The following is a 22,674-nucleotide window of genomic DNA, read 5'->3' on the forward strand; positions in this document are numbered from 1 at the left end:
TGACCGGCAGATTCGAGACAGTCGTTTAGCGGTCAGACGTGCCGTCAGACCGAGTAGGCGAAACGGTAGGTCTGACCGCAGGACAACGAATAATCACGGTCCAGGCCTTGGGTAGTCATTTCATAATTAGTGGATTACAAAAAGACGTTACATTCATGAACCATACATTCTTACGCGTATTGTGCATCTGTGCACTCTTACCGCTGGCCTCCTGCAACGAGGATTTCCTGGTGCAGACGGACCCCAATGCCGTATCCGCGGCTGATTACTACCGCTCCGAAAACGATGTACTGCTTGGGTTGAACGGGGTATATCAGTCTCTGCGTAACAACAACGGCATTGCCGAAAGCAGCGGCCTGTTTTCGGAAGAACGCTCGGACAATACTGGTCGGAACGACAACCAGTCGAACGCGGGCGAACCGTTCCAGTTCAACGATTTTTCGATCCTGCCCAGCAATACGTACCTGAAGTCGCACTGGCTGGCCCTGTACCAGATCGTCACCCGTGCTAATCAGGTACTGGCCGGGATGGAGAACGTAACCTTCGCCAATGCCCAGACCAAAGCGCAGTACCAGGCCGAAGCAAAATTCATCCGGGCGCTGGTCTACTTTCACCTGGTTCGCAAATGGGGCGATGTACCCCTGGTGACCAGGCCGCTGAATTCCGCCGATGAGGTGCAGGCCAATACGTTCCGCGAGAAAAAAGAAAAGGTCTACGAGCAGATCGTAGCCGACCTGACAGAGGTGGTCAACAGTCCGCTGCCCGACCACCAGCCCGTGTCGAACAAAGGCCGGGTGTCGAAGGTAGCGGGGCTGTCGCTGCTGGGGCAGGTGTACCTGACGATGGCGACCACGCTGGATCAGGCCAACCGTACGGCAAACCTGAATCAGGCGAAAACGCACCTGACCAACGCCTATAACAAGAAGGCGTTCGGGATGCTGAAGGACATCCCGTATCAGGATGTATTCGATGTGTCGAAGAAATCGACCAACCCGGAGATCATCTTCCAGATCGTGTACCGGCAGGGCGACGTGAACTACGCATCGAACATCGCGGCCAGCAACCAGGCGGCTGGTGAGAACATCAACTCGCTGCGGGTCACGACCGGTTCGGGCGGAAATGTGAAGCCGGATCTGGTGAAGGAGTACGAAGAAGGCGATCCGCGTAAGGATTTCTCTATCAAGTTCGCCAACGCCAGCAACGTTCGGGATTATTTCATCACGAAGTACCGCGATACGAGTCCGGCGGCCGGCACCAACGGCTGGGGTGGTAACGACTGGATTCTGATCCGCTACGCCGATGTGATCCTGATGCTGGCCGAAACGCACCTGTACCTGGGCGAAGAAGCCACGGCCATTCAGTATCTGGACATGGTACGGGAGCGGGCTAAACTGCCGAAATATGACGTAGCGAAAACCAACCCGGCCTACAGTAGTAAGTTCCCGACGCTGAAGCTGGCTATTCTGCACGAACGGCGCGTCGAGCTGGCTTTCGAAAACCACCGCTGGTTTGATCTGCTGCGGTTCTTCACCCCAGCCGAACTGGTTGCCTACATGCAGGCCAAGAGCCAGGCCGACTACGGAACGGCCAAGGTGTCGAACTTCGGGACGAAGGATTACTACTACCCGATTCCGTTTGACGAGGTGAAGCTGAATCCGGAGCGGATGTACCAGAATCCGGGGTATTGATAAACTTCAGTGTAGATTACTTGATGGTGGCACGGTTCCAGACTGTGCCACCATTCTTATTTGAAAACGTGCTTAGTCGTGGGGGCAGGTTGTGAGCAACCGCACGTGTCGGGTTGAGAACCCGACAGCACTGCTATCTCAAGGCTCCTCCTTCTCGCCCGCGTGGCGGAAACGTGGATACGGCTTGTCGCCCTTCGTCGCGAACCAGAGGATTTCGTTCATCAATTCGTCTTCGCCGGTGTCGATGCCTTCTTCGGCCTGCTCAACCGATTCGCGGGCGTAGTGCAGCGCCTTGCCCCGCAGACTCGACAGCGGCTTGTTCATCTCATCCAGCGGAATTCGGTTCTGAATAGCCCCGAAGGGTGTTGGATCGGCTTTATCCGTAAAGCAATCGAACATGGGCAGGGCCGTGGCATCGATAACGTTCATGGGCGGCAGTCCCAGAATCAGTTCCATCGTTCGCATCATCGACGTTTGGTTGTAGTTGGTCGAGATTGTCCGCCGGAGCCGGGAGTAGTGACTTACCACGAAGCCCGTCGTGCGGTAGGCCGAGATGTGATCCCAACCCGCCTGCGAATCGTCTTCCGTGATGAAAATGACGGTATTGTCGGCAAAGCGGCTTTTCTGAACGGCTTCCACGATCCGCCCGACGGCCAGGTCGTTATCTGCCACCATGGCCCGTGGGGTAGGGAACTGCGGACTCATCCCCGCCGTGTGATCATTGGGAAGGGCCATAATCATTAGGTTCGGCCAGTCGTCGCCGGGGCGGGCGGCTGCCGTGTTCAGGTCGCGGATAAATGCATCGGCCCGCATCTGGTCGCTGATCGTTTCGTCGTCGCAGCCGGGGAAATCCATCGCCAGAATCGGCCGCACCCGCGAGATGGTGGTCGTGTTGGTGTACGAAAACGGTTGCCCGGCCTCGCGCATCTGGTACAGCTTCCGCCAGTCGTACTGTTTCTTGTCGAACTGGCAGGTGCAGGCTTCGCCGTAGATGCGGACCGTTTTGCCGTGGTCGAGGGCGTTGTTCCAGATCATGCCTTTCTTGTTGTACACCAGGGCGTCGTACAGCACGTGCGGGTACGACCGGAACCACGCCCGGACGCTTTTTTCGGTGTAGTCGGTCACCATGGCGGCATCAGCCCAGTGGTGGCCTTCGGCGGAAGATTTGCCGGATACGTGGTAGTTGTCGAGCAGCATGAACTCGCGGGCAAGCTGGTGCTGATTGGGCGTTACGCTATCGCCAAACACGCAGAGTGAGGGCATTCCGCGGCCTTCCTTCATATCGCCCAGCACCTGATCGTAGGTCCGGTTTTCCTTGATGATGTAGATCACGTGTTTGAACACCGAGGGCTCGCCGATGCGCTCGGGCACGGGCCGGGGTTTGGCATCCGGTCGGGGTAGCTGCTCAGCCAGCGCCAGCCGGAACTGTAAACTTAGCTTCCGAACCTGATCCGTATAGTCCGTCAACTGCGCATCCGTCGGTACGGGAATGACCGACAAAGTGGCCAGTTGCCGGTGGGCGGTATACGCTTCCTGGCCAGCTTTCATCGGTTCGGCGGTCCGGCTGTTGCCCATGTCAACGGACGTAGCAATGCGGGCACCGCTGCCTTCGAGGTTCGTTACGTAGAGGTCGTTGCCGAGTTGAAGCACACCACCGGGATAGGCTTGGGTAGGGATGTAGCCACGCACCTGTTTGTTGGTCAGCGATACGACGGCTACCGCATTGTCGAGCCCATTGGCGACGTAGAGCGTGGTGCCGGTCGAATCGAGGGCCAGGGCGTTGGGCGTACTGCCGATGTAGGAGGTTTGTCCCTGAAACAAACCCACCGGAATCGAATCCGTCACCTGGCGCGACTGCGCGTCGATGATCGATACGTGGTCGCTGTTCCCGTTGGCGACGTAGAGCCGCTGGCCAGTGCGGTCGGCAAGAATGGCGTTCGGGTGAAGCCCCACCCGTAGTTCGGTTTCGGGGCGGCCGGTATTCCGGTCAATGACGGATACGGTGCCCTGTATGATTGCCCCCGTACGCGGATCAACGTAGGCACTACCCCAGGGGATACCCGCCGTTTCGCGCTGCTGCGTTGAATCCGGTAAGGGCCCCGCCCAGTTTGTTACGTAGGCGCGGTCGCCGGCCAGCGCAACCCCGAACGGAGCCACACCCGTGGGGGCCGTCCAGACGATGCTCCGGTCCGAAAACCTGACTTTCGTGAGTTGGTTGTTGCCGTTCAGAACGACATACAGGTACGGTTCGCCCGCTTCCACACTGACCGCTACGTCGTTGGCGAGGGCAATGGGAGCCGGCGCTACAGCACTGAACGGAATCAGGCTGACTGTACCAATTTTGCCGTTTGTCCATGTGGCTACCATCACGCCCGATTTGCCCCGTTCCCGCTCGGAAGCGCCCCAGACGATGTAGGTCTGGCTCTTATACACGAAGGTTTCGATGCCTGAGTACGTGCTCATCATCGCCTTGTAGTCAGGAACGCTGCTGAACGCCCACCGCTGCACAATCTTGCGGCTGGCCCGGTCGAGGATGGCGATGCCGTAGCGGTCTTCGATCACCAGTTGCTGTTCTCCCGGCAGTACGGCCAGATCGAGGGTGTGATTCTCCAGTTTAGGGTCGCCGTAGCTCAGCACCGTCCCGGCCGACTGCGTAAGCCGGTTGTAGGGCATGATCAGGGGCGACTTTTCATTGAGCACCCGTTTGTCGGCGCGGTGGCGGTAGGCACGCTGCGGACGCTGAGCGTACACCGACAGGCTCAGCGTCAGTAATAGACACAGGGGAAAAAGGGATAATCTGTTCATCATCAGCGCAGGGACGGATTGAGCCGAAGATACGTACCACCGTCGAAACTTACGGAGTAATCGGAGGGGAAATGCTGGCTTTTTACGTAATAATCCGTCGTGATGATCTGCGCCCCCGATGCGCAGGCCGCTTCGAACTTGCGCTTGTCGTTCAGCCGGGCTTCTTTGGTATCCGCATCGGCGCGAGTGCGGACGAGGTACCCTTTCTTCACCAGCTCGCGAATTTTTGTGCCATCAGCTATGGGGTCGTTCAGGATCAGGAAAGCTGCTTCGGGCGTACCGGCTTCAGCATTCGTGAACAGTACCCGGCCTTTCAAAGAGGGATGCCCGGCGATGTAAGCCGCCCGTTTGTCGCCGGTCTCGTCCAGAATAAACATAAACTTACCCCGGGCGGCTTTCACCGTTGGCCAGTTGCCGGCCAGCACCGCTTTTTCGAGCGTTTCGGAACGGTCACGTACGTCGTCGGGCGTAATGAGTTTCCCGCGACCCAACCCGGCCACGATGGTGCTGTCCAGTTGATCATACACCTGAGCTGTAAACGGTTCGGGCACCGTGAAGCCCGGCTGGTCGATCTTGTCGTCTTTCGCGTTCATGGTGATGAAAACCGGGTAGTGATTCGGGTGAGCTGCCGACCAGCGCTTGAGTTCGTCCAGACAAGCCGCGAACGTGAGGCAGTTTGACCGAAAGTCAATGTCCTGAATGTGCAGCACTTTGAAGCCCGGTGCGTTCATAACCCCTTCCGGATCGTAGGGTTTCTGCCCTTTGGCCCATTCCAGTCCTTTCGGGTGAGCGTATTTGCCGCCTTTGGTGTCGGCGTAAACGTCAATCTCCAGGTTCTGCAAACCCATGTTGAGCTGCTCCGACAGGCTGATATGGCTGTAGTCGATGGCTTTGAAGCGGCCGGGTCGACGCTCGATTGAATCGGTGCGGGTCAGCAGAGCAAACAGCGCCGGGTCGATGGCCTGTTTGTAGCTGTTGTGCGAGCCGATCACCTGAATCTGATTAAGTTTAACGGTATCAATGTCGGGGACGGTAAATGCAGCCGCAACCGCAGCCACGACGAGAGGAAGTAGTTTTTTCATGGGTAACTGAGCAAGCCTTGATGGTTGAAAGTTACAGGCCGCGGTATTACCCCTACGTTAAATTTGTCTGGTGCTACGCGTTCGCTCTGGAGACAGCCCTATGTTGATGCTTATCAGGCTGCTTTTGCGTACTGCATCGTTGATGGTTTACAGCGCAAGCTTGCCGAAGCTGTTGTTATAAACTTTTCCCGCAATAGGATGAGTAAATTTTATGGCCGACCAGGTCGCGTTTACGCTCAGCGTTTTGCTTTCGACCAAGCCGTAGTCATAGCCTATTTTGATGACAGTCGGTAACGTCAGGTCGGTCGCTAGTTGTTTCGCTTTCGGCCACGATACCCAGAGCGTACCCGTTGGCTTGAGGTGAGGTTTCAGCCTGGGAAACTGTTCGGATAAGTCGGCCTGGCTCGTCGCAAAAAGGTGGATGTAATCAAAATCGCCACTCAATTCGGACGTACGTTCCAAATCGGGCAGCTCGATGGCGGCCATGGCATCGTCGGGGGCGTTGACGAAAAAGGCCCGGCTGCCTGGCTTAATGCCCATTTTTGCCGATACTGGCTTAGGTGTCATTGTCGTGCAGATAGTGGTTTTACGGCAACTTCTTTAAAGAACACGACATCATTAGCGCCGTGATTCTGCAAGCCTATATACCCCGCCGTGGGTCGTCTTCCCCGGAGAGGTTCAAAATCGAATTTACGGGCTGGAACCGGTTGCCCCTCCCGATAATCGGTCACCTTTATGCCGTTCACGGTCACTACGGTGCGGTCGCCGTCCAGCGTAATTTCCATCGTATTCCAGTTGGGGCCGGGCTTCCCCGGTTTGGCCAGCGGTTTCGACAGGGAGTAGAGGGTACCCGTAACGTGGTATTCATCCTCGTTCGACGTTTCGGGGCGATTGTCAATCTGAACTTCGTAGCCGTAATGGACCGGCATCCACTCTTCCCGGGGCTCGACCGGGATGCGGATAAAGACGCCCGAGTTGCTGTTTTCTTTTTCCATGCGGTACACAATGCGCAGCGTACAGTTGCTGAATGTCTCCCTGGTCCAGTAAAGTAACCCCATCCCGCCATGCCCCCGGATCAGCCCTTTGTCGACCGACATGCGGCCCTGACCAACATGTTTCCAGCCCGTCAGGTCTTTGCCGTTGAAGAGCTGCCGCCATCCGGTGGCTGTTGTCTGCACGGGTGCCAACGTCGTGACGCCGGTGGGACTTTCCAATGGCTGAAATGAGGGTAGCGCCAAGCCAGGCATTAAGAGCAAACCCAGGCAGATCAGGCTGGGAGTAAGATGGATTCGTTTCATAGGTACGGGTATGTGCACTAAGAGACTGTTTTGAAGATACATGTCTTGCCTAGTATGAGTGCTTTTGCCATTCCGACGCAGGAGGAATCTTCGGGAATCTATAGGGAAAGTTACCACATACCGGAAATTCCTCCTGCGTCGGAATGACAAAAATAGTTTTTAGTGCATCTCCAAAAAGTTAGGTTTGTCTCAGCTAATATTGAGTAAATAAAGCAGGCAAACGTATCTACTGATGGGGGAGGAAAGAAATGTCGTTACAAACTGAACGATGCTGGCAGCGTTCTGGGTACGCTTACGGTTATTTTCGCGTATCTTTTCCGCCCTTATAAAGGCACATTTAACTAAATCCTTGTAACACAGCTTCATGGAGTACAGAAGGCTCGGGAAGACCGATATGGACGTATCCATCCTTGGTTTCGGTGCATCGCCCCTGGGAAACGTCTTCGACATAACCGACGAGCAGGACGCTATTCGCGCCGTTCATTCGGCCCTTGATCACGGCATTAACTTCTTCGATGTGGCCCCTTTTTATGGCGATACACTCGCCGAAAAACGCCTGGGGAAAGCCCTGCTCAACAAACGAAAGGATGTGCTGCTGGCCACCAAATGCTGCCGGTACGCCAACGGCGTTTTCGATTTTTCGTACCAGCGGGTGATGACAAGCATCGACGAATCGCTGGAACGTCTGCAAACAGACTATGTCGATCTCTACCAGGTGCATGATATTGAGTTCGGTGACCGTGAGCAGGTGCTGAACGAGGCCATTCCGGCCGCGCTGGAAGTAAAGAAACAGGGCAAAGCCCGCTACGTCGGTTTCTCGGGACTGCCGGTTCGCTACCTCGCGCAGATTGCCCGGGTCGTTGAGGTCGACACGGTATTGTCGTGGGGGCACTATACCCTGCTCGACGACGAGATCAACGACGAACTCGTGCCTTTGTCGCAGCAGAAAGGATTTGGCCTGCTGAATGCGGCTCCTCTGATGCAGCGCATCCTGTCGGATGCACCCGTTCCGCCGTGGCAGAACTCACCCCAGCCGGTTAAAGACATACAACCCAAACTGCTTCAACTGTGCGGTGAGTACGGTGTGGCCCTGAGCGACGTTGCAATCAGGTTCGCGCTGGAGCATCCGGCCATTGCTACGACCATCATCGGGATGAACACGCAGCGGCAGGTCGAACAGAACGTACGGGTACTTGACTTCCGGATTCCGGACGGTCTGCTTGACCGTATTGACGAATTGGTGGCACCGGTAAAAAACTGGATGTGGTTCGAAGGAAAACCGGAAAATAACGTTCCTAAACCGACAAAAACACAATGAACACGATAAATGCCTTAGTGCTGGTTGAACCTGGAAAAACCGAAGTGCGGGCAATCGACATGCCCCGGCCGGGCAACGGCGACGTGCTGCTGCAGGTAAGCCGGGTTGGGTTTTGCGGGGGCGATCTGAACGGCTTCCGGGGACTGTTTGAACTACAGGAATACCCGAACGTACTGGGCCACGAGGTCGGCGCAACGATCGTCGAAACCGGACCGGATGTGCCCGAAGCGTTTCGGCCGGGGATGCGGGTGACGGTTAATCCCTACCAGAACTGTGGGGTGTGCCTTTCGTGCCGCAAGGGGAGACCCAACGCCTGCCAGGATAACAAAACAATGGGCGTTCGGCGACCGGGGGCCATGACCCGCTACATTGCCGTGCCGTGGGAAAAGCTGCATACCTCTGATAAGCTATCCCTGCGCGAGCTGGCCCTGGTCGAGCCGCTGACGGTTGGCTTCCACGCGGCTGCCCGGGGGCGGGTGGCGGCCGGGGAGAAAGTGGCCGTAATCGGCTGCGGCATTGTCGGTATGGGGGCCGTCGCGTCGTCGGTGAACCGGGGTGCCGAGGTGATTGCCATTGACATAGATGATACCAAAATGGACATTGCCCGCAAAGCCGGAGCTGCCCACGCGATTAATACCACCAAAACCGACCTGCGCGAAGCGCTGATGCAGATAACCAACGGCGACGGTCCCGATGTGGTAATCGAAGCGGTGGGCAATGCCGCTACGTACCGGGCCGCCGTCGATGAGGTGGCGTACACGGGTCGGGTGGTTTACATCGGCTACGCCAAACAGCCAGTGGCCTATCAGACCGGTACGTTCGTGCGGAAGGAGGTGGAGATACTGGGTTCCCGCAACTGTCTGGGCGACTTCCCCGATGTGATCAGTTATCTGGAATCGGGCCGCTTCCCGGTCGATGCGGTGATCAGCCGGACCGTCAAACTGGACGAAGCCGGGGCCGCGCTGGCCGAATGGTCGGCGAACCCCGGCCCGATCACAAAAATTATGGTTGATCTGGATGACTAGTCGTATAAAATCGTGCGTTACCATCGCTCTGGTCCCGCCGATCAGAACAGGCCCCTGGATTTACTGGGACGATCTGGATGCCAGTATGCGCAAAGCGGCTGCGCTGGGGTTTGATGCCGTCGAACTCTTCACCGCGTCGGCGGATGCCATTGCTGCCAAGCACCTGACTGCCCTGAGCCGGCAGCACAATCTGGCGATAGCCGCCGTTGGGACCGGTGCCGGCAAAGTTATGCACGGGCTGACACTGACCGACCCTGACCCGGCTGTGCGGGCCAAGGCGGTACAGTTCATTCAGCACATGATTGCGTTCGGTGGCCAGGTGCAGGCTCCGGCCATTATCGGTTCCATGCAGGGCAACGCAACGCCGGGCGTATCACGGGAGCAGGCACTCGACTGGCTGGCCGACGGTCTGAACGTACTGGGTGATTACGCCGAACGCGAGGGCGTACCACTGATTTACGAGCCGCTGAACCGTTACGAGACCAACCTGATCAACCGGCTGGAGGATGGCGTGGAGCTGCTCAGTACGTTGACAACCCGTAACGTGCGGCTGCTGGCCGATCTATTCCATATGAACATCGAGGAAACGTCGTTGCAGGATAGCATCCGGTCGGCGGGTAGGGCTATTGGGCATGTTCACATTGCCGACAGCAACCGCCGGCCGATCGGTTTTGGGCATACAGAGATGAGCGGGATCGCGACAGCCCTGACCGACATTGGCTACAGTGGCTACGTATCGGCCGAAGCGTTTCCCTGGCCTGATCCCGATGCCGCAGCCGGGCAGACCATCAACGCCTATCGGCAGTATTTTGGCCGTGTTTATTAATTCATTCACTACGTTATCGCTTCGCACGGAAGCCGTCCTATGCAACGATTCTGTTTAACCCTTGACCTCAAAGACGATCCGGAACTGATTCAGGAATACGAAGCCTGGCACGCGCCCGGCAAAGGCTGGCCCGAAGTTCGGCAAAACGACCTGGATGCCGGGGTGCTCGATCTTCAGATCTACCGCTTTGGTACCCGCATGGTGATGATACTGGAAACAGACGACGATTTCTCGTTCGAGAAGAAAGCCGAGATGGACGCTAAGAACTCCCACGTACAGAAATGGGAGGAACTGATGTGGAACTACCAGCAGGCCGTTCCCGGCGCTAAACCAGGACAAAAATGGGTGCTGATGGACCAGATTTTTCAGTTTGAGAAGTAGCTGGCATAGCTTGCCTGCATGCCGGTCCGATCAGAGGGCTTTCCCTTCGATGAGCAGTACCCGGGCAATCGACTGCTCTTTTAGGGGCAGGTAGGCCAGTCGCTGTGGATTGTCGCGGTAGGCCTCAAAATCGGCCAGGGTCGGAAAACTAACCAGGTGAATTTCGTAAGGGTAGCCAAAGCTCGTCGCCAGCACGGCCGATCGGGGAGGACGCACCCGATAAAGCAACTCGCCGTTGTACTGGCTGAGGAACGGCAGCACCTGATCTTCAAACGATTCGAATATGGCTTCCTGTCCGTCTACAACGAACAGTACCTGAGTGTAATACACCATTGGGCGAGGGGTTAGTTGGAATAGATCGTTAGTCGAACTACCGGCCAGACAAAATGATAAATTTTTCTGACGTTCGAGCCCGGCTGACATAGTTTCTTTTAACCATAACTGTGAAAACAGGCATCACCGAAGGTTAACCATCGCCAAGTTCCTGCTTTTGTAGGCATCAACTAACAAAAGTTTCCGAATGACTACCCGCAGATCGTTTCTGAAAAATACCGGTGGTTACCTGACAATGGCCAGCCTCAGTCCGGCGATGGCCACCGGCGACGCTACCCAAACCGTTAATGCAGCCGATGAGGATTTATTTAAGCTGGGCATGGCGGGGTACACGTTCGTGCATTTCAAACTGGATCAGGCGCTTGAGATGATGCGTAAGGTGGATGTGCATTATTTGTGTATCAAAGATTTTCACCTGCCACTCGATAGCACCCCTGAACAGATTGCCGCTTTTCACGAGAAGCTGAAGCAGTCTAACGTAACGGGCTACGCTGTTGGGCCGATCTACATGAAAAGCGAAGCCGATGTGGACCGGGCGTTTGAGTACGCTAAACGGGTAGGGGTGAAGCTAATCATTGGCGTGCCGAATACCCAGTTTCTGCCGTACGTCGATAAAAAAGTGAAGGAGTACGATATGCGGTTTGCCATTCACAACCACGGGCCGGATATTGAGTTGTATCCCAATGCCGTTTCTATCTGGAAAGAGATTAAAGACCTCGACGCACGCATTGGTTTCTGTTTCGATATGGGTCACGACCGTCGGAATGGCGATGATCCGGTTGCTGATCTGCAAACCTACGCCAAGCGCATTTTTGACATTCACCTCAAGAACGTATCGGCCGCGTCGAAAGAAGGAAAAACCTGCGAACTGGGTCGTGGTGTGATCGATATCCCCGCCTTCGTCAGTGCACTCAGAAAGATTGGCTATACGGGCTCCTGCAGCCTGGAATACGAAAAAAACATGAAAGACCCGCTCGCGGGCATTGCCGAATCTGTAGGTTATTTCCGGGGCGTTTGCGACGCCACCCGTTCCGGCAAACGCAAATCCTGACGTGGTGTCGGGTTAGGTAAAGTTGGGCAGTCGCCCCCTTGCCCACATCGCGCATCGACTGGACGACGCGATGTGGGCAAGGGGGCGTTGGCTTTCCGGAAACTTGTTTGCCTGACCTCACGAAAACCGTTGTTGCTCCCGATAGTTATAGAGAGCATGAAACAGGTCGTCTATACGTTGCTCATTGCCGGGTTGAGTGCTTGTGCCACCGGTAAAAATGGAAATGAAGATACGGGTCGAACGCAACGGCTGCGTGTATCGGTCGGGGAGATTAAGGAAGTTCGGCTGGACAGCCGCGGGGATGGGTCAACGCAACTCATCGGTACGTCCGACAACAACGAGGTGGTTGAGGTGTCCCGTCGGGAGCTGGCTCCGGCTGTCGATACGCTGAAACGCGACAATGCAGGCCCGACTGTCTTTCAGATTAAAGGCATTACGACCGGTACGGCCAACGTCGTTTTCTCAGAAAAACGGGTTGGTGACGAAGGTAGCGGCCAGCCCCGCAAAACCTACGTAGTGCAGGTGGTGATTAAGTGAACGGCCACTGCTGGCCGTTCACCTGGATACGGTCAAGACCGTTTCGGCCCTATTGAATCATAGATAACAACTTTCTCCCACAGTGAGGCATAGTTGTTCCGGAACTCATCGTGAATGGGGTGCTTCTGATACGCTTCTTCGTCGGCCGCACTGTCGAACAAACACAGCCACGAGAACGTATAGCTTCGATCAATCACCTCGCGGTTGGTGGCCGCCGGGGTGCCAATGTGTACCATTTTGATCGTGGGTACCTTGGCCAGTTTGTTTAGTCCTTCCAACAGTTTAGCCTTATCGGCTTCATTACCGACGTTTTTCAGGTAAAACAATACGTGGTGTACAAATAACTCCTTGGGGGCCACAGTGATCAGGTCCGTGGCGGGTACGGTTGCCCCTACGCTGGCGGCTACACTTTTTCTGACGAATGCTCTCCGGGATTGTCGGTTCATGATGGTTTGTGCTTATTGAGCGCGTTGGACATTTTCCGCTTCGAGAGCAAAAATGATAAACAGGCGGTGGGGAAACAAATAATCGGCCCGGCTGAGCATTCTGCAACGGCCCGACTGTGACGACCTGCCTTCAGCTTTAGTCTCAGACGATTTAGCAAATGGTTGTGAGTCAGTTTATTAAATAGGTAAGTTTACGCAAACCAAAAGGATTAAACCTCATGACCTATTTTCGTGCACTTTCTACTCTGACTTGGTTTATTGCCGGGTGTTTACTTTTCTCCGCCTGCCAAAACAGTGATGACCCCTCTCCAGGCACTGCACCCGAGCAACTTATCGTTAACAAATGGTGGTGCCCTACCGGTGTCTATGCTCAGCAGTATTTCAATTCGGATGGCTCCTGGCAGCAACGGCTCAGAACAACGGATTCCCCCGATACCGGCAAATGGGCGTTTTCACCCGATAAAAAAACGATTACGATCAGTGACGTGAAAGGCGGCACAACCCCGCAACTCATTACGCAGTGGAGCTATACGATTACTAAACTTGAGTCAGAGAGCCTCGATCTGACCTTTTCGGGTATAGCTATTAGTTACAAACCCTGCCCATAAACCAACGCCAAGACTACGTATTTCGGCTGATGCACTACCGGTCATGATTGACTGATAACGGATATTATCGCCGTTTGTCATGACCGGTAGTGTCGTTTTTAGTATATTGGCTACGTTTTGAATTCCCGGCCTATGGCTTTATAATAGTTTGAATTATCTGCTGTGCAAAACACATTCTTAACCAAAAAGCGAATGAAGCAAAATTATCTAGCTACGTCTTTACTGTGTCTCTCGCTGATTGGAGGGCCCCTCAGGGCGCAGTCCGTAGACGAGATGTACAACGAAAAGATCAAGGAGTACACGACTGATCCGCGCTTTCTGCCGGCTTCAGTGCTGAACCTGCCCGACGATCCGAAGGTGCCGTCTCCGCGCAAACACTTCGGGCAGATCATTGGAACGCCCGGCATCATTCACCGCACCACCGACATTTACGCTTATTACCAGAAGCTGGCGCAGACCTCGCCGAACGTAACGATGCAGCAGGTGGCAACCAGTGAGGAAGGCCGGCCGATAAACCTGGTGGTTGTTGGGAGTGAGGACGCGCTGAAACGGCTCGATCATTACAAAAAGCAACTGGCGCTCCTGGCCGACCCGCGCAAGGTCAATCCGCAGGATGTTGAGACGATTTTGGGGGATACTAAACTGGTGTATTACCTCAACGGCGGCCTGCACTCGCCGGAAATGGGGTCACCCGAGATGCTGATGGAGTTGACGTATCGGTTGATCACCAGTCAGTCGCCGGACATCAAAACCATCCGCGACAACATCATCGTGCTGATTAACCCGGTGTCGGAACCCGATGGCTGGGACAAGCAGGTGGATTGGTACTACCGCTACACCAAAGCCCGGAAGGAGTTCGATGATGGCTTTCCCAAATCACCACCGTACTGGGGTAAGTATACCTACCACGACAACAACCGCGATGGGTTGCAGGTATCGCAGGCGCTGACCAAGGCGCTCTTCAAGGTGTTCTACGACTGGCACCCAACGGTGAGCCTTGACCTGCACGAGTCAGTGCCCCTGCTGTACATCTCGACCGGTACGGGTCCGTACAACGAAACTATCGACCCGATCACCATCGGCGAGTGGCAGATCATGGCCCACCACGATATTACGGCCCTGGCTGCGCAGGGTGTACCGGGTGTGTTTACCTGGGCGTTCTACGACGGCTGGTACCCTGGTTACGCCCTCTGGATTTCCAATAATCACAATGCCATCGGGCGCTTCTACGAAACGTTCGGTAACGCCGGTGCTAACACGTACCTGCGCGATCTGGCCGAGCAGAAATACGCCGGTGATCCGGCCACGAGCAAAGAATGGTACCGCCCCGCGCCACCTACCGAGAAAGTGTATTGGTCGTACCGCAACAACATCAACTACATGCAGGCCGGGGTGCTGGCGTCGCTGTCGTACGGGGCCACCAACAGCCGGTTGCTGCTGAAAAATTTCTACCAGAAAGGACTCAATAACCTTCGGAAAGGCACGCAGGAGACACCCCGCGCTTTTGTGATCCCGAAGAACCAGCGCGATCCGACTATGGCGGCTTATCTGGTGAACCAGCTCCGGGCGCAGGCCATCGAGGTACACAAGGCTGAGTCGGGGAAGAACCAGGGTGACTACGTCGTGCTGCTGAACCAGCCGTATCGGAATCTGGCCGTGTCGCTGCTTACGAAACAGAATTACCCGAAAGAAGCGAAGTTCCCGCCCTACGACGACATTGCCTGGACGCTGGGCTACCTCTACGGCGTGGATGTGAAAGCCGAAGACAGTGTGAAATACAACCTGGGCGATCTGAAACTCATCAGCGACGATGTGAAATACGCCGGGATGGTTGAGGGCGACGGAACAAACTACGTCCTGAATTACAAAGCGCAGACCAACGTACTGCCCGCCATGCTCTGGCTGAAGACGCAGAGCAAAACAGCCAAAGCCGTCGTGCTGGACACGAAAATAACCTTCGCCGGCATGAAAGACACACTGGCGGCTGGCGCGGTCCTGTTTAAAGGGCTGACCGCCGACCAGTCGAAGAAGCTGGCGACGCAGTTTGGGCTGGACTTGCAGGCGACTAAAGCCGAGCCGAGCGGTGTGGGTGCTCCAATCCGTCAGCACGAGGTTAGTTTGCCGCGGGTGGCTATTTACCACAGTTGGTTTAACACCCAGGACGAAGGCTGGGCGCGGTACACCTTCGAGCAGCGCGGTATTCCGTACACCTCAATCAACAAAGATCAACTGAAAGCGGGCGATCTGCGGAAGAAGTTTGACGTCATTCTGATTCCCCGGATGCGTGGATCGGCGGCTAATTTCATTCACGAGATCGACAAGAAATACGGGCCGCTGCCGTACACCAAAACGGCGGAGTTTCCGTCGCACGGCTTCCCGGATGCGACCAGCGACATCACCGGCGGCCCGGGCTTCGACGGGGTCGAAAACCTGAAGCAGTTTGTCGAGCAGGGTGGGGTGCTGGTAACGCTCGATAACTCGTCGCTGATGATTGCGCAGACGGGTATCGCCCGCGAACTGGAAGAGGCTGCCGCCCCGACGCTGTTCCACCCCGGCTCGATCGTGATGGCCAAAAACCGCAAACCCGACAGCCCGATCATGTACGGCTATCCGGAAACCTTCCCCATCTTCCGGGGGATTGCACCCCTGCTGCAAACCCGCAAGTACAACCGCGACATGATGGTGATGCAGTACGGTACTAAGCCCCTCAAAGACGAGGAAGAATACAAAGGTGAAATCATGGGGATGCCGGACAAAAAGCCGGTGAAGGATGCCAAGGCTGCGCCGAAGAAAGAGGACCCGTACGTATTGTCGGGTATGGTACGGAATGAGCAGACGATCATCGGCCACGGCAGCATCTTCAACGTACCGGTCGGTTCAGGACGGGTGGTTGCGTTTACGTTCGATCCGTTGCACCGCTTCCTGAATCACCACGACGCGCCCCTGCTCTGGAACGTATTGATTAACTGGAACCACCTCGACACACCGGCCAGCCCGGCGACCACAGCCGAAGTGAAGACGGGGGCTGGGTCGAAGTCCAGCGGTGGAAATTAGTAAGAGTATTGAGCGACAAAACGAAAGAACACGTCGGCGGAACCGTAGATGAATGCGGTTCCGCCGATGTGTTTATATAGGGACCAATGCTCATCAGTAGATTAAGCCAGCCGCTGGCTTAGGTGGAAAGCGCCATACATTTACACCCGGCGATTACCATCTCCATGAAGAAACAGAGCATTTTTCTGCTGGTCGCACTAATGAGTTTCCTCGTTCTGAACAGCGTTGTGCTGGCCCAGAAGCAGTCGCTCGGCCTATTTGATAGTCACGGCGACATCGGGGCTGTGCTCAAGCCCGGTTCCGCCCGCTACGATCCTAAAACCCAGCAGTACGAACTGGCGGGTTCGGGTTATAACGTGTGGTTCGACCACGACGAATTTCATTTTATGTGGAAACGCATGAAAGGTGATTTTATCCTTTACACGCGGGCGGCTTTCATCGGAAAAGGGGTTGACCCTCACCGGAAAGTGGGCTGGATGGTGCGACAGAGTCTGGAGGGTAATTCGCCACACATCAACGCCGTTGAACACGGAGATGGCCTGACATCGCTACAGTTTCGCCGGACGGCCGGGGCCAATACGGAAGAAATCAAATCAACGCTCACGGGCGCCGACGTGATTCAGCTCGAACGGCGGGGGCGGACCTACACCATGCGCGCAGCCAAGTTTGGCGAACCGTTCGTGACGGAGCAGGTCGCGGATCTCGACCTGGGCGATGAGGTTTATGTTGGGCTGTTTGTCGGGTCGCACAACAAGGATGTTCTCGAACGGGGTGTTTTCCGGGATGTACGCATCAGTGTTCCGGCGCGGGAGAATTTTGTGCCGTACCGCAAATACATCGGCAGCAACATCGAAGTGATGGACGTAGCCAATGGCCAGCGCCAGATTCTGTACTATTCGCCCGAATCCTTACAGGCTCCCAACTGGACACCCGACAACCGGGCGCTGCTCTACAACAGCAACGGCAAGATGTACCGGTTCGATCTAAAGAAAAAGACGCCGACGGTACTCAACACGGATTACGTTACGAACAATAATAATGACCACGTACTGTCGTTCGACGGCAAAATGCTGGGACTCAGCAGTAGCAGTAAGGAAGACGGTAACAAATCGATTGTCTATACCGTACCTGTGCAGGGTGGCAAACCTAAAAAGATTACTCCCGTTGGCCACTCGTATCTGCACGGCTGGTCGCCTGACGGCAAATCGCTGATTTTTACCGGCCAGCGCGATGGAGAATTTGACATTTATAAGATCGGGGCTGATGGTGGTCCCGAAACCAGGCTGACCACCGCCAAAGGGCTGGACGACGGCTCCGAATACTCGCCGGATGGGCAATACATCTACTTCAACTCAGCGCGGTCGGGTACGATGCAGATCTGGCGGATGCGGGCCGACGGCAGCGATCAGCAGCAAATCACCAACGACGAGTTTAACAACTGGTTTCCGCATATTTCGCCGGATGGCAAGCAGATGGTAATCCTGTCGTTCGGGAAGGAGGTGTCGCCCGACGACCATCCGTTCTACAAGCAGGTATACCTGCGGCTACTTCCCATCAACGGTGGAAATCCAGCCCAGTCGACGCCCAGGGTGATTGCCTACGTTTACGGAGGTCAGGGGACGATCAACACCCCCTCATGGTCGCCGGACAGCAAGAAAATTGCGTTTATCAGCAATTCAGCACCATTGCCCGAACCAGAGAACTGACAGCTGATTGCACGCAGATTTTTATGATCGTTATGATTCAAAATGATTATCATAATCAATCATGACCATCATAAAAATCTGCATGCAATACCTTTAATTCATCTTCAGCTTAAACGTACCGTTCGTTACGGCAATCGTGTCGGTTTTGCCCTGCTTTTTGTAGCCGTTGCCTTCGGGGTCGATGTTGGAATCGTAGCCCGATGCTTTCGTAACCGCCTTGTCTTCCATCTTGGACACCAGCCGTCCCACACCACCGAATACCGTAGCGGTTGCTTTCTCTTTCCAGTACGATCCTGCCAGGTTGCAGCTGAACGAAGCCTCCAGGAAACCGTCGGCACCTTTTTTTACCGAGATGGTTTCGTTGTTGTTCAGCGACTTACCGACGTGGTACTCCATGCGCGGCTCGCGGGTTTCTTCTACGTACTTCACCACGGCAATGCCCTTGTAGTTTTTCGTGGCCTGGGCTTTCTTCCAGTTTTCCGGTGTGTCGGGGTTGTCGGCATCCACGATCAGGTACTCGCCCGGCTCCACGATGTCTTTGTTGTCGAAACTGCCGAGCCAGATCCGCAGCGATTTGTCGGGTTTGTTGGCATTGGCCGTCACCCACCAGTACGGACCAATTTTGATCCGGCGGGGCTGGGTTTTAAATTCTTTGCTATCAATCTGGGCTGAGAAGCTATTGTCATTCGCAATCTGCGCGAACGAGGTCATGGCGACGGCCAGCAGCAGGCATAGGGCGGTAAGTGTTTTCATGGGTATTCGGTTCGTTTCTGAGGTTAAGACAAAGGTCGGATTTGTTCGTTCGCGGGGAAACAAGACCCGGATGAACTGTCAGGATTGATGTCTGAATTAGCCGTAATGAATGCTAAAAGTCAGGAGATTGCAGGCCCGGTTTGCTGGGACGTTGCTCCGTTAGGTATTACTTCGTCGAATATAGTCATTTGCGCGTGAGGTGTTGCTACTTCCTTTGGCCGACCCCGCACTTTTTGTAGCTTCGGTCATGGAAGTTTTTGCGGCCCTTCGCCAGCACGTCGACAAAGTGATCCCGCTGACCGACGAGGAGTCTGCTCGGGCATCGGCTCTTTTTACGGTGAAAAAACTCAGGAAGAAACAGTTTCTGGTGCAGCAGGGGGATGTCTGCAAATACGAGAGCTTTGTAGTTAGCGGCTGTCTGAAATCGTACTACACCGACGAACAGGGGCACGACCACATCCTTCGATTTTCCGTCGAAGATTGGTGGGCCAGCGACCTGAAAAGTTTACAGACCAACACCCCGGCTTCGTTCAGCATTGAAGCCATTGAGCCAGCTACGTTGCTGGTCATTGACAAAGTCGGGTTGGAAAAACTGTATGTCGAGGTGCCGAAGTTTGAGAAGTTTTTCAGGATTCTGAACGAGAACGCGCTGACCGCTACGGCACAACGCGTAATTAACAACCTCAGCTTGCCCGCCAAAGAACGGTATCAGCTCTTTCTGCAAGCATATCCACGGATTGCCCAGCGAATACCTCTCAAGGACATCGCTTCCTATCTGGGCATTACACCCGTGTTTTTAAGTCAGCTACGGAAAGATATGATGACCGAATAAAACTAGTTTAAGCGAATTACTTCATCTACTTTAAGGCAAAAGGGAAGCGAAAGCAGGAGGTTTGTGCGCATAAACAAGCTATTGCGTATGAACCTCCACTGGCCATCTTTTTTCGATCAGACTGCCTTAGGCAACCATCGCCTGAAGAACCGATTTGTGGTCGCACCCATGACCCGGATCAGTGCAACGAGCGAAGGAGTCCCCACCAACGACATGGGCGATTATTACGAAGCGTTTGCCGCGGGTGGTTTTGCGATGATCCTATCCGAAGGAACGTATACGGACGCAATTGCGTCTATTTGCAGCCCCGGGCAGCCGGGGATCGTCACGCATCAGCAGCTAAAAGGCTGGCAGAAGATCACCACACGGGTACGTCGGCACGGGGCTGTTTTTCTCTGCCAGCTCATGCATGCCGGGGCGTTATCCCAAACGCTGACGGAGACTATTGCGCCGTCTGCGATCAAACCCGTTGGTAAGCAGTCAGCATCGTCGGGTGGATGTGGTACGTTTCCTACGCCCAGGACGATGACAACGGCGGACATAAAACTCGCTGTCGAAGGGTATAAGAACGCGGCCTTGAACGCCGTCGACGCTGGTTTTGATGGCGTCGAAATTCACGGAGCGAACGGGTATCTGCCCGATCAGTTCATTACCCGATATACCAACACCCGAACGGATGAATACGGTGGGTCGGTTGAAAACCGCTTTCGGTTTATCGCCGAAATTATGGCAGCCGTGAGGGCGGTTGTACCGGCACATTTCATTGTTGGCTTACGACTGTCGGAGGGAAAGGTGAACAATCTGGCGTACCGCTGGGAGGAAGGGGCCGACATGGCCAGGGCGCTGTTCGCTGAGGTAAAGAAAGCAGCCCCTGACTATCTGCATATAGCGGCCGAAGGCGGTGGCTGGGTACGTGAATGTGTGTATGCGGATGGCAGTTCTTCAACGGGAATTGCCAGGCAGATTTTAGCGTGCCCGGTGATCGCGAATGGTGGTCTGCATGATCCGGTCCTGGCGAAATATGTACTGTCGGAAAAGCACGGCGATCTGCTCGCTATTGGCCGCTACGCCATCGCTAACCCCGACTTCCCTAAAAAGCTGTTGACCGGCGAGGAACTGATTAAGTTCGACAAGCGGATGATTGCTCCATCAATTTCGCTGGCCAATACGCGGGCGTACTTTGAAGAAACGTGTTACGCAGGTAAATGAACGACTTCGCGCTCCTGTTTATTTGCTCGTGTCGTCCTCCAGATTGCGGAACGTAAACCGTTTTTCGTCAATCGGGAAGGGCTTCCCGTCGGCTTCTGCGTAGGGATAAATGAAGTAATTGAGCGGCTCTTTCTGGCCCGGATACAGCATGAGGTCCCGGCCTATGGTGAACTCAACCCGGTTTTCGTCGTGGGCACCGAAGTAGTACTCGCGTTTTGCCGGATTCTTGGCGGCTTCCGAGGCATCGACCGGGACCCAGCCGATACCGTTCAGATAGCATTCGGCCCAGCAGTGATACCCGCTTAGCTCGCCGGATGGCCGATCGGTGGGTAGCGAGAAGCCGATGGCAAACCGCGCCGGAATCCCCACGGCCCGGGCGTATCCGATGTACATGGCGTGAAAGTCGGTGCAGTTGCCGCGCCGGGTATCGCAGGCGTAGTAAATATCGCCCCGCCCCCAGCCGGTGCCGGTCTTATCGTACTTTACCGTTGAGATCACGTGGTTGTAAATCGCCCGGGCCTTTTCCAGGTCCGTTTCGGCCCCGACCGAGTCGATGATTGCTTCCGCCCAGCGTTTAATGGTACCGTCGATCGGCACCAGCCGGTCCGGCTGAAGCCACCGAGCCATGTCCGGATCGGCCGGCATGGGGCCCGTCGCATTTTTGGTATACAGTCGCTCCTGAATATGCTCTCGCCGAAGCGCGTTGAACCGCACATCGACGGTAAAGATGGTTGGTTCGGGGTTTTTCAACGTAAGGTGAAGCATCCGGTTGCCGAAGCGGCTGGTGTCGATTTCGTAGGGGTAAGGCGACGCAATGGTCAGGTCAGAAATCTGCTGGAACGGGCTGTTGCGGGGGATAGGCACCCAAACCTGTACCGTTTTAGCTCCGGCCGGGATGTCTTTAACCACGGTCGAGTACGTAAATGACACGCTGCGTTCGCGAGGGGGCTCCGTGCCTGGCCGGGCGGAAATCAGCACCGGCAAAACCATGACCAGCCACCAGACCAATACCCGAAACCTTCTATATGTACCCGTTGCCATAACGTTGCCTGTTTTGAACTGGAAAGATAAATATCTAATGTATAGTTCAAAACAAAGGTATAATGACGCCAAAAGTTGGAAATACGTTGGAAGGACGGCAGATTGGTTACAAAGTTAAGAAGATAAAAACTTCCGAATTGTCAGCGAGAAGCGGGTTTTACCAGTGGACGGAGTAGCCTGCATGAGCATCAGAGCCGACAACCGGTTATATTTCTTGTTGATAATCTTCAGATTTAGAAATCAGCGACTGGCTAACTCACGGGCAGGACGCCATAAAGGGCCTACGGCGATCAGCAGGACGATTACGTTGAAAAAGGCATTTGAGGTGTTTCCGGAGGCAATGGAACCGGCACTATCCAGCACGAACCACGAAAGAACGCCGGTAAGTACGCTTTTACGAACAGCTTCCGGCGCTTTATCATAGACCCATACGGACACGCACCAGATCATGACGCCCCAGCCCAACAGGAAGCCGCCCGTAAGCGCCGACAGAAACTGCGTGTCGGGGGCAGCGTAGGTGGTGGCACCATCAACCGGCCAGCTCAACAGATCGAGTGTTAGCCGAGCGGGTTCCGATGTCGATTTCATCGTCCCGAGGAAGAAAACCGGCCCAAACGAGCCGACAACAAAAGCCGTGACTTTCAGCCAGAATTTGTGAAATGAATGAGACATGATTGTACC

General features: G+C 55.1%; 21 protein-coding genes. 12 read left to right on the top strand and 9 right to left on the bottom strand.

Translation table 11 applies throughout. From position 1 onward, the window contains the following. The first annotated feature begins 155 nt into the window (after nucleotides 1–155). Nucleotides 156–1,688, top strand: coding sequence for a RagB/SusD family nutrient uptake outer membrane protein (locus tag BN8_RS09555; RefSeq protein WP_009281645.1), 1,533 nt, complete (start codon nucleotides 156–158; stop codon nucleotides 1,686–1,688). Between the two features lie 138 nt (nucleotides 1,689–1,826). Here the strand turns inward: BN8_RS09555 and BN8_RS09560 are convergent, their stop codons facing one another. From BN8_RS09560 to BN8_RS09575, 4 genes are all read right to left on the bottom strand, one after another. After that, nucleotides 1,827–4,496, bottom strand: coding sequence for a YncE family protein (locus BN8_RS09560; RefSeq protein ID WP_009281646.1), 2,670 nt, complete (start codon nucleotides 4,494–4,496; stop codon nucleotides 1,827–1,829). After that, nucleotides 4,496–5,575, bottom strand: coding sequence for a phosphatidylinositol-specific phospholipase C1-like protein (locus tag BN8_RS09565; RefSeq protein ID WP_009281647.1), 1,080 nt, complete (start codon nucleotides 5,573–5,575; stop codon nucleotides 4,496–4,498). Before BN8_RS09565 ends, BN8_RS09560 begins: the two co-directional genes overlap by 1 nt. 147 nt (nucleotides 5,576–5,722) lie before the next feature. Next, nucleotides 5,723–6,142: a hypothetical protein gene (locus BN8_RS09570; RefSeq protein ID WP_009281648.1), complete on the bottom strand. Its 420-nt coding sequence runs from the start codon at nucleotides 6,140–6,142 to the stop codon at nucleotides 5,723–5,725. Further along, nucleotides 6,139–6,873 (bottom strand): 3-keto-disaccharide hydrolase, encoded by a 735-nt coding sequence (locus BN8_RS09575; protein WP_040005686.1) that lies wholly within the window; start codon nucleotides 6,871–6,873, stop codon nucleotides 6,139–6,141. Before BN8_RS09575 ends, BN8_RS09570 begins: the two co-directional genes overlap by 4 nt. 364 nt (nucleotides 6,874–7,237) lie before the next feature. Between BN8_RS09575 and BN8_RS09580 the strand changes: the two genes are divergently transcribed. From BN8_RS09580 to BN8_RS09595, 4 genes are read left to right on the top strand one after another with little or no spacing between them, the layout of a single operon-like run. Next, nucleotides 7,238–8,191, top strand: coding sequence for an aldo/keto reductase (locus BN8_RS09580; protein ID WP_009281650.1), 954 nt, complete (start codon nucleotides 7,238–7,240; stop codon nucleotides 8,189–8,191). After that, nucleotides 8,188–9,216 carry a zinc-binding alcohol dehydrogenase family protein gene (locus BN8_RS09585; RefSeq protein WP_009281651.1) on the top strand — a complete coding sequence of 343 codons (1,029 nt, stop codon included), beginning with the start codon at nucleotides 8,188–8,190 and terminating at the stop codon, nucleotides 9,214–9,216. Before BN8_RS09580 ends, BN8_RS09585 begins: the two co-directional genes overlap by 4 nt. After that, on the top strand, nucleotides 9,209–10,042 hold the full coding sequence (locus tag BN8_RS09590) for a sugar phosphate isomerase/epimerase family protein (RefSeq protein ID WP_009281652.1): 834 nt from the start codon (nucleotides 9,209–9,211) through the stop codon (nucleotides 10,040–10,042). Before BN8_RS09585 ends, BN8_RS09590 begins: the two co-directional genes overlap by 8 nt. Nucleotides 10,043–10,081: 39 nt before the next feature. Then, complete coding sequence (locus BN8_RS09595) at nucleotides 10,082–10,423, top strand: L-rhamnose mutarotase (protein ID WP_009281653.1); 342 nt, start codon at nucleotides 10,082–10,084, stop codon at nucleotides 10,421–10,423. Between the two features lie 30 nt (nucleotides 10,424–10,453). Here BN8_RS09595 and BN8_RS09600 read toward each other — a convergent pair whose 3' ends face one another. Further along, the gene (locus tag BN8_RS09600; RefSeq protein WP_040005687.1) at nucleotides 10,454–10,756 is read right to left on the bottom strand and encodes a hypothetical protein; all 303 of its coding nucleotides are present in this window, start codon (nucleotides 10,754–10,756) and stop codon (nucleotides 10,454–10,456) included. A 187-nt stretch (nucleotides 10,757–10,943) separates the two neighbouring features. Here BN8_RS09600 and BN8_RS09605 point away from each other — a divergent pair, with 187 nt between their 5' ends. Continuing rightward, entirely contained in the window at nucleotides 10,944–11,807 is an 864-nt protein-coding gene (locus tag BN8_RS09605; RefSeq protein WP_009281655.1) for a sugar phosphate isomerase/epimerase family protein, read from the top strand. Nucleotides 11,808–11,963: 156 nt separating this feature from the next. After that, entirely contained in the window at nucleotides 11,964–12,344 is a 381-nt protein-coding gene (locus BN8_RS09610; RefSeq protein ID WP_009281656.1) for a hypothetical protein, read from the top strand. A gap of 32 nt (nucleotides 12,345–12,376) precedes the next feature. On the opposite strand, the gene BN8_RS09615 is transcribed toward BN8_RS09610, so the two are convergent. Beyond that, a complete protein-coding gene (locus tag BN8_RS09615) occupies nucleotides 12,377–12,790 on the bottom strand; it encodes a Dabb family protein (protein ID WP_009281657.1) in 414 nt (137 codons plus the stop codon). Between the two features lie 218 nt (nucleotides 12,791–13,008). Here BN8_RS09615 and BN8_RS09620 point away from each other — a divergent pair, with 218 nt between their 5' ends. The 3 genes from BN8_RS09620 (at nucleotide 13,009) to BN8_RS09630 (ending at nucleotide 18,158) form a co-directional block, all read left to right on the top strand. Continuing rightward, nucleotides 13,009–13,398: a hypothetical protein gene (locus tag BN8_RS09620; RefSeq protein ID WP_009281658.1), complete on the top strand. Its 390-nt coding sequence runs from the start codon at nucleotides 13,009–13,011 to the stop codon at nucleotides 13,396–13,398. A gap of 192 nt (nucleotides 13,399–13,590) precedes the next feature. Beyond that, nucleotides 13,591–16,452 (top strand): M14 family zinc carboxypeptidase, encoded by a 2,862-nt coding sequence (locus BN8_RS09625; RefSeq protein ID WP_009281659.1) that lies wholly within the window; start codon nucleotides 13,591–13,593, stop codon nucleotides 16,450–16,452. A gap of 164 nt (nucleotides 16,453–16,616) precedes the next feature. Then, complete coding sequence (locus tag BN8_RS09630) at nucleotides 16,617–18,158, top strand: TolB family protein (RefSeq protein WP_009281660.1); 1,542 nt, start codon at nucleotides 16,617–16,619, stop codon at nucleotides 18,156–18,158. A 93-nt stretch (nucleotides 18,159–18,251) separates the two neighbouring features. On the opposite strand, the gene BN8_RS09635 is transcribed toward BN8_RS09630, so the two are convergent. Beyond that, nucleotides 18,252–18,911 carry a hypothetical protein gene (locus tag BN8_RS09635; protein ID WP_009281661.1) on the bottom strand — a complete coding sequence of 220 codons (660 nt, stop codon included), beginning with the start codon at nucleotides 18,909–18,911 and terminating at the stop codon, nucleotides 18,252–18,254. A gap of 247 nt (nucleotides 18,912–19,158) precedes the next feature. Between BN8_RS09635 and BN8_RS09640 the strand changes: the two genes are divergently transcribed. Together BN8_RS09640 and BN8_RS09645 are read left to right on the top strand one after the other, a co-directional pair. Continuing rightward, nucleotides 19,159–19,743, top strand: coding sequence for a Crp/Fnr family transcriptional regulator (locus tag BN8_RS09640; RefSeq protein WP_009281662.1), 585 nt, complete (start codon nucleotides 19,159–19,161; stop codon nucleotides 19,741–19,743). An 87-nt stretch (nucleotides 19,744–19,830) separates the two neighbouring features. Further along, entirely contained in the window at nucleotides 19,831–20,952 is a 1,122-nt protein-coding gene (locus BN8_RS09645) for an oxidoreductase (RefSeq protein ID WP_009281663.1), read from the top strand. Between the two features lie 18 nt (nucleotides 20,953–20,970). Here the strand turns inward: BN8_RS09645 and BN8_RS09650 are convergent, their stop codons facing one another. Next, the gene (locus tag BN8_RS09650) at nucleotides 20,971–21,993 is read right to left on the bottom strand and encodes a transglutaminase-like domain-containing protein (protein ID WP_229367854.1); all 1,023 of its coding nucleotides are present in this window, start codon (nucleotides 21,991–21,993) and stop codon (nucleotides 20,971–20,973) included. A gap of 240 nt (nucleotides 21,994–22,233) precedes the next feature. Then, on the bottom strand, nucleotides 22,234–22,665 hold the full coding sequence (locus tag BN8_RS09655; RefSeq protein WP_009281665.1) for a hypothetical protein: 432 nt from the start codon (nucleotides 22,663–22,665) through the stop codon (nucleotides 22,234–22,236). Nucleotides 22,666–22,674 lie beyond the last annotated feature (9 nt).

The organism is Fibrisoma limi BUZ 3 (genome assembly GCF_000296815.2).
Taxonomy (GTDB): Bacteria; Bacteroidota; Bacteroidia; order Cytophagales; family Spirosomataceae; genus Fibrisoma; species Fibrisoma limi.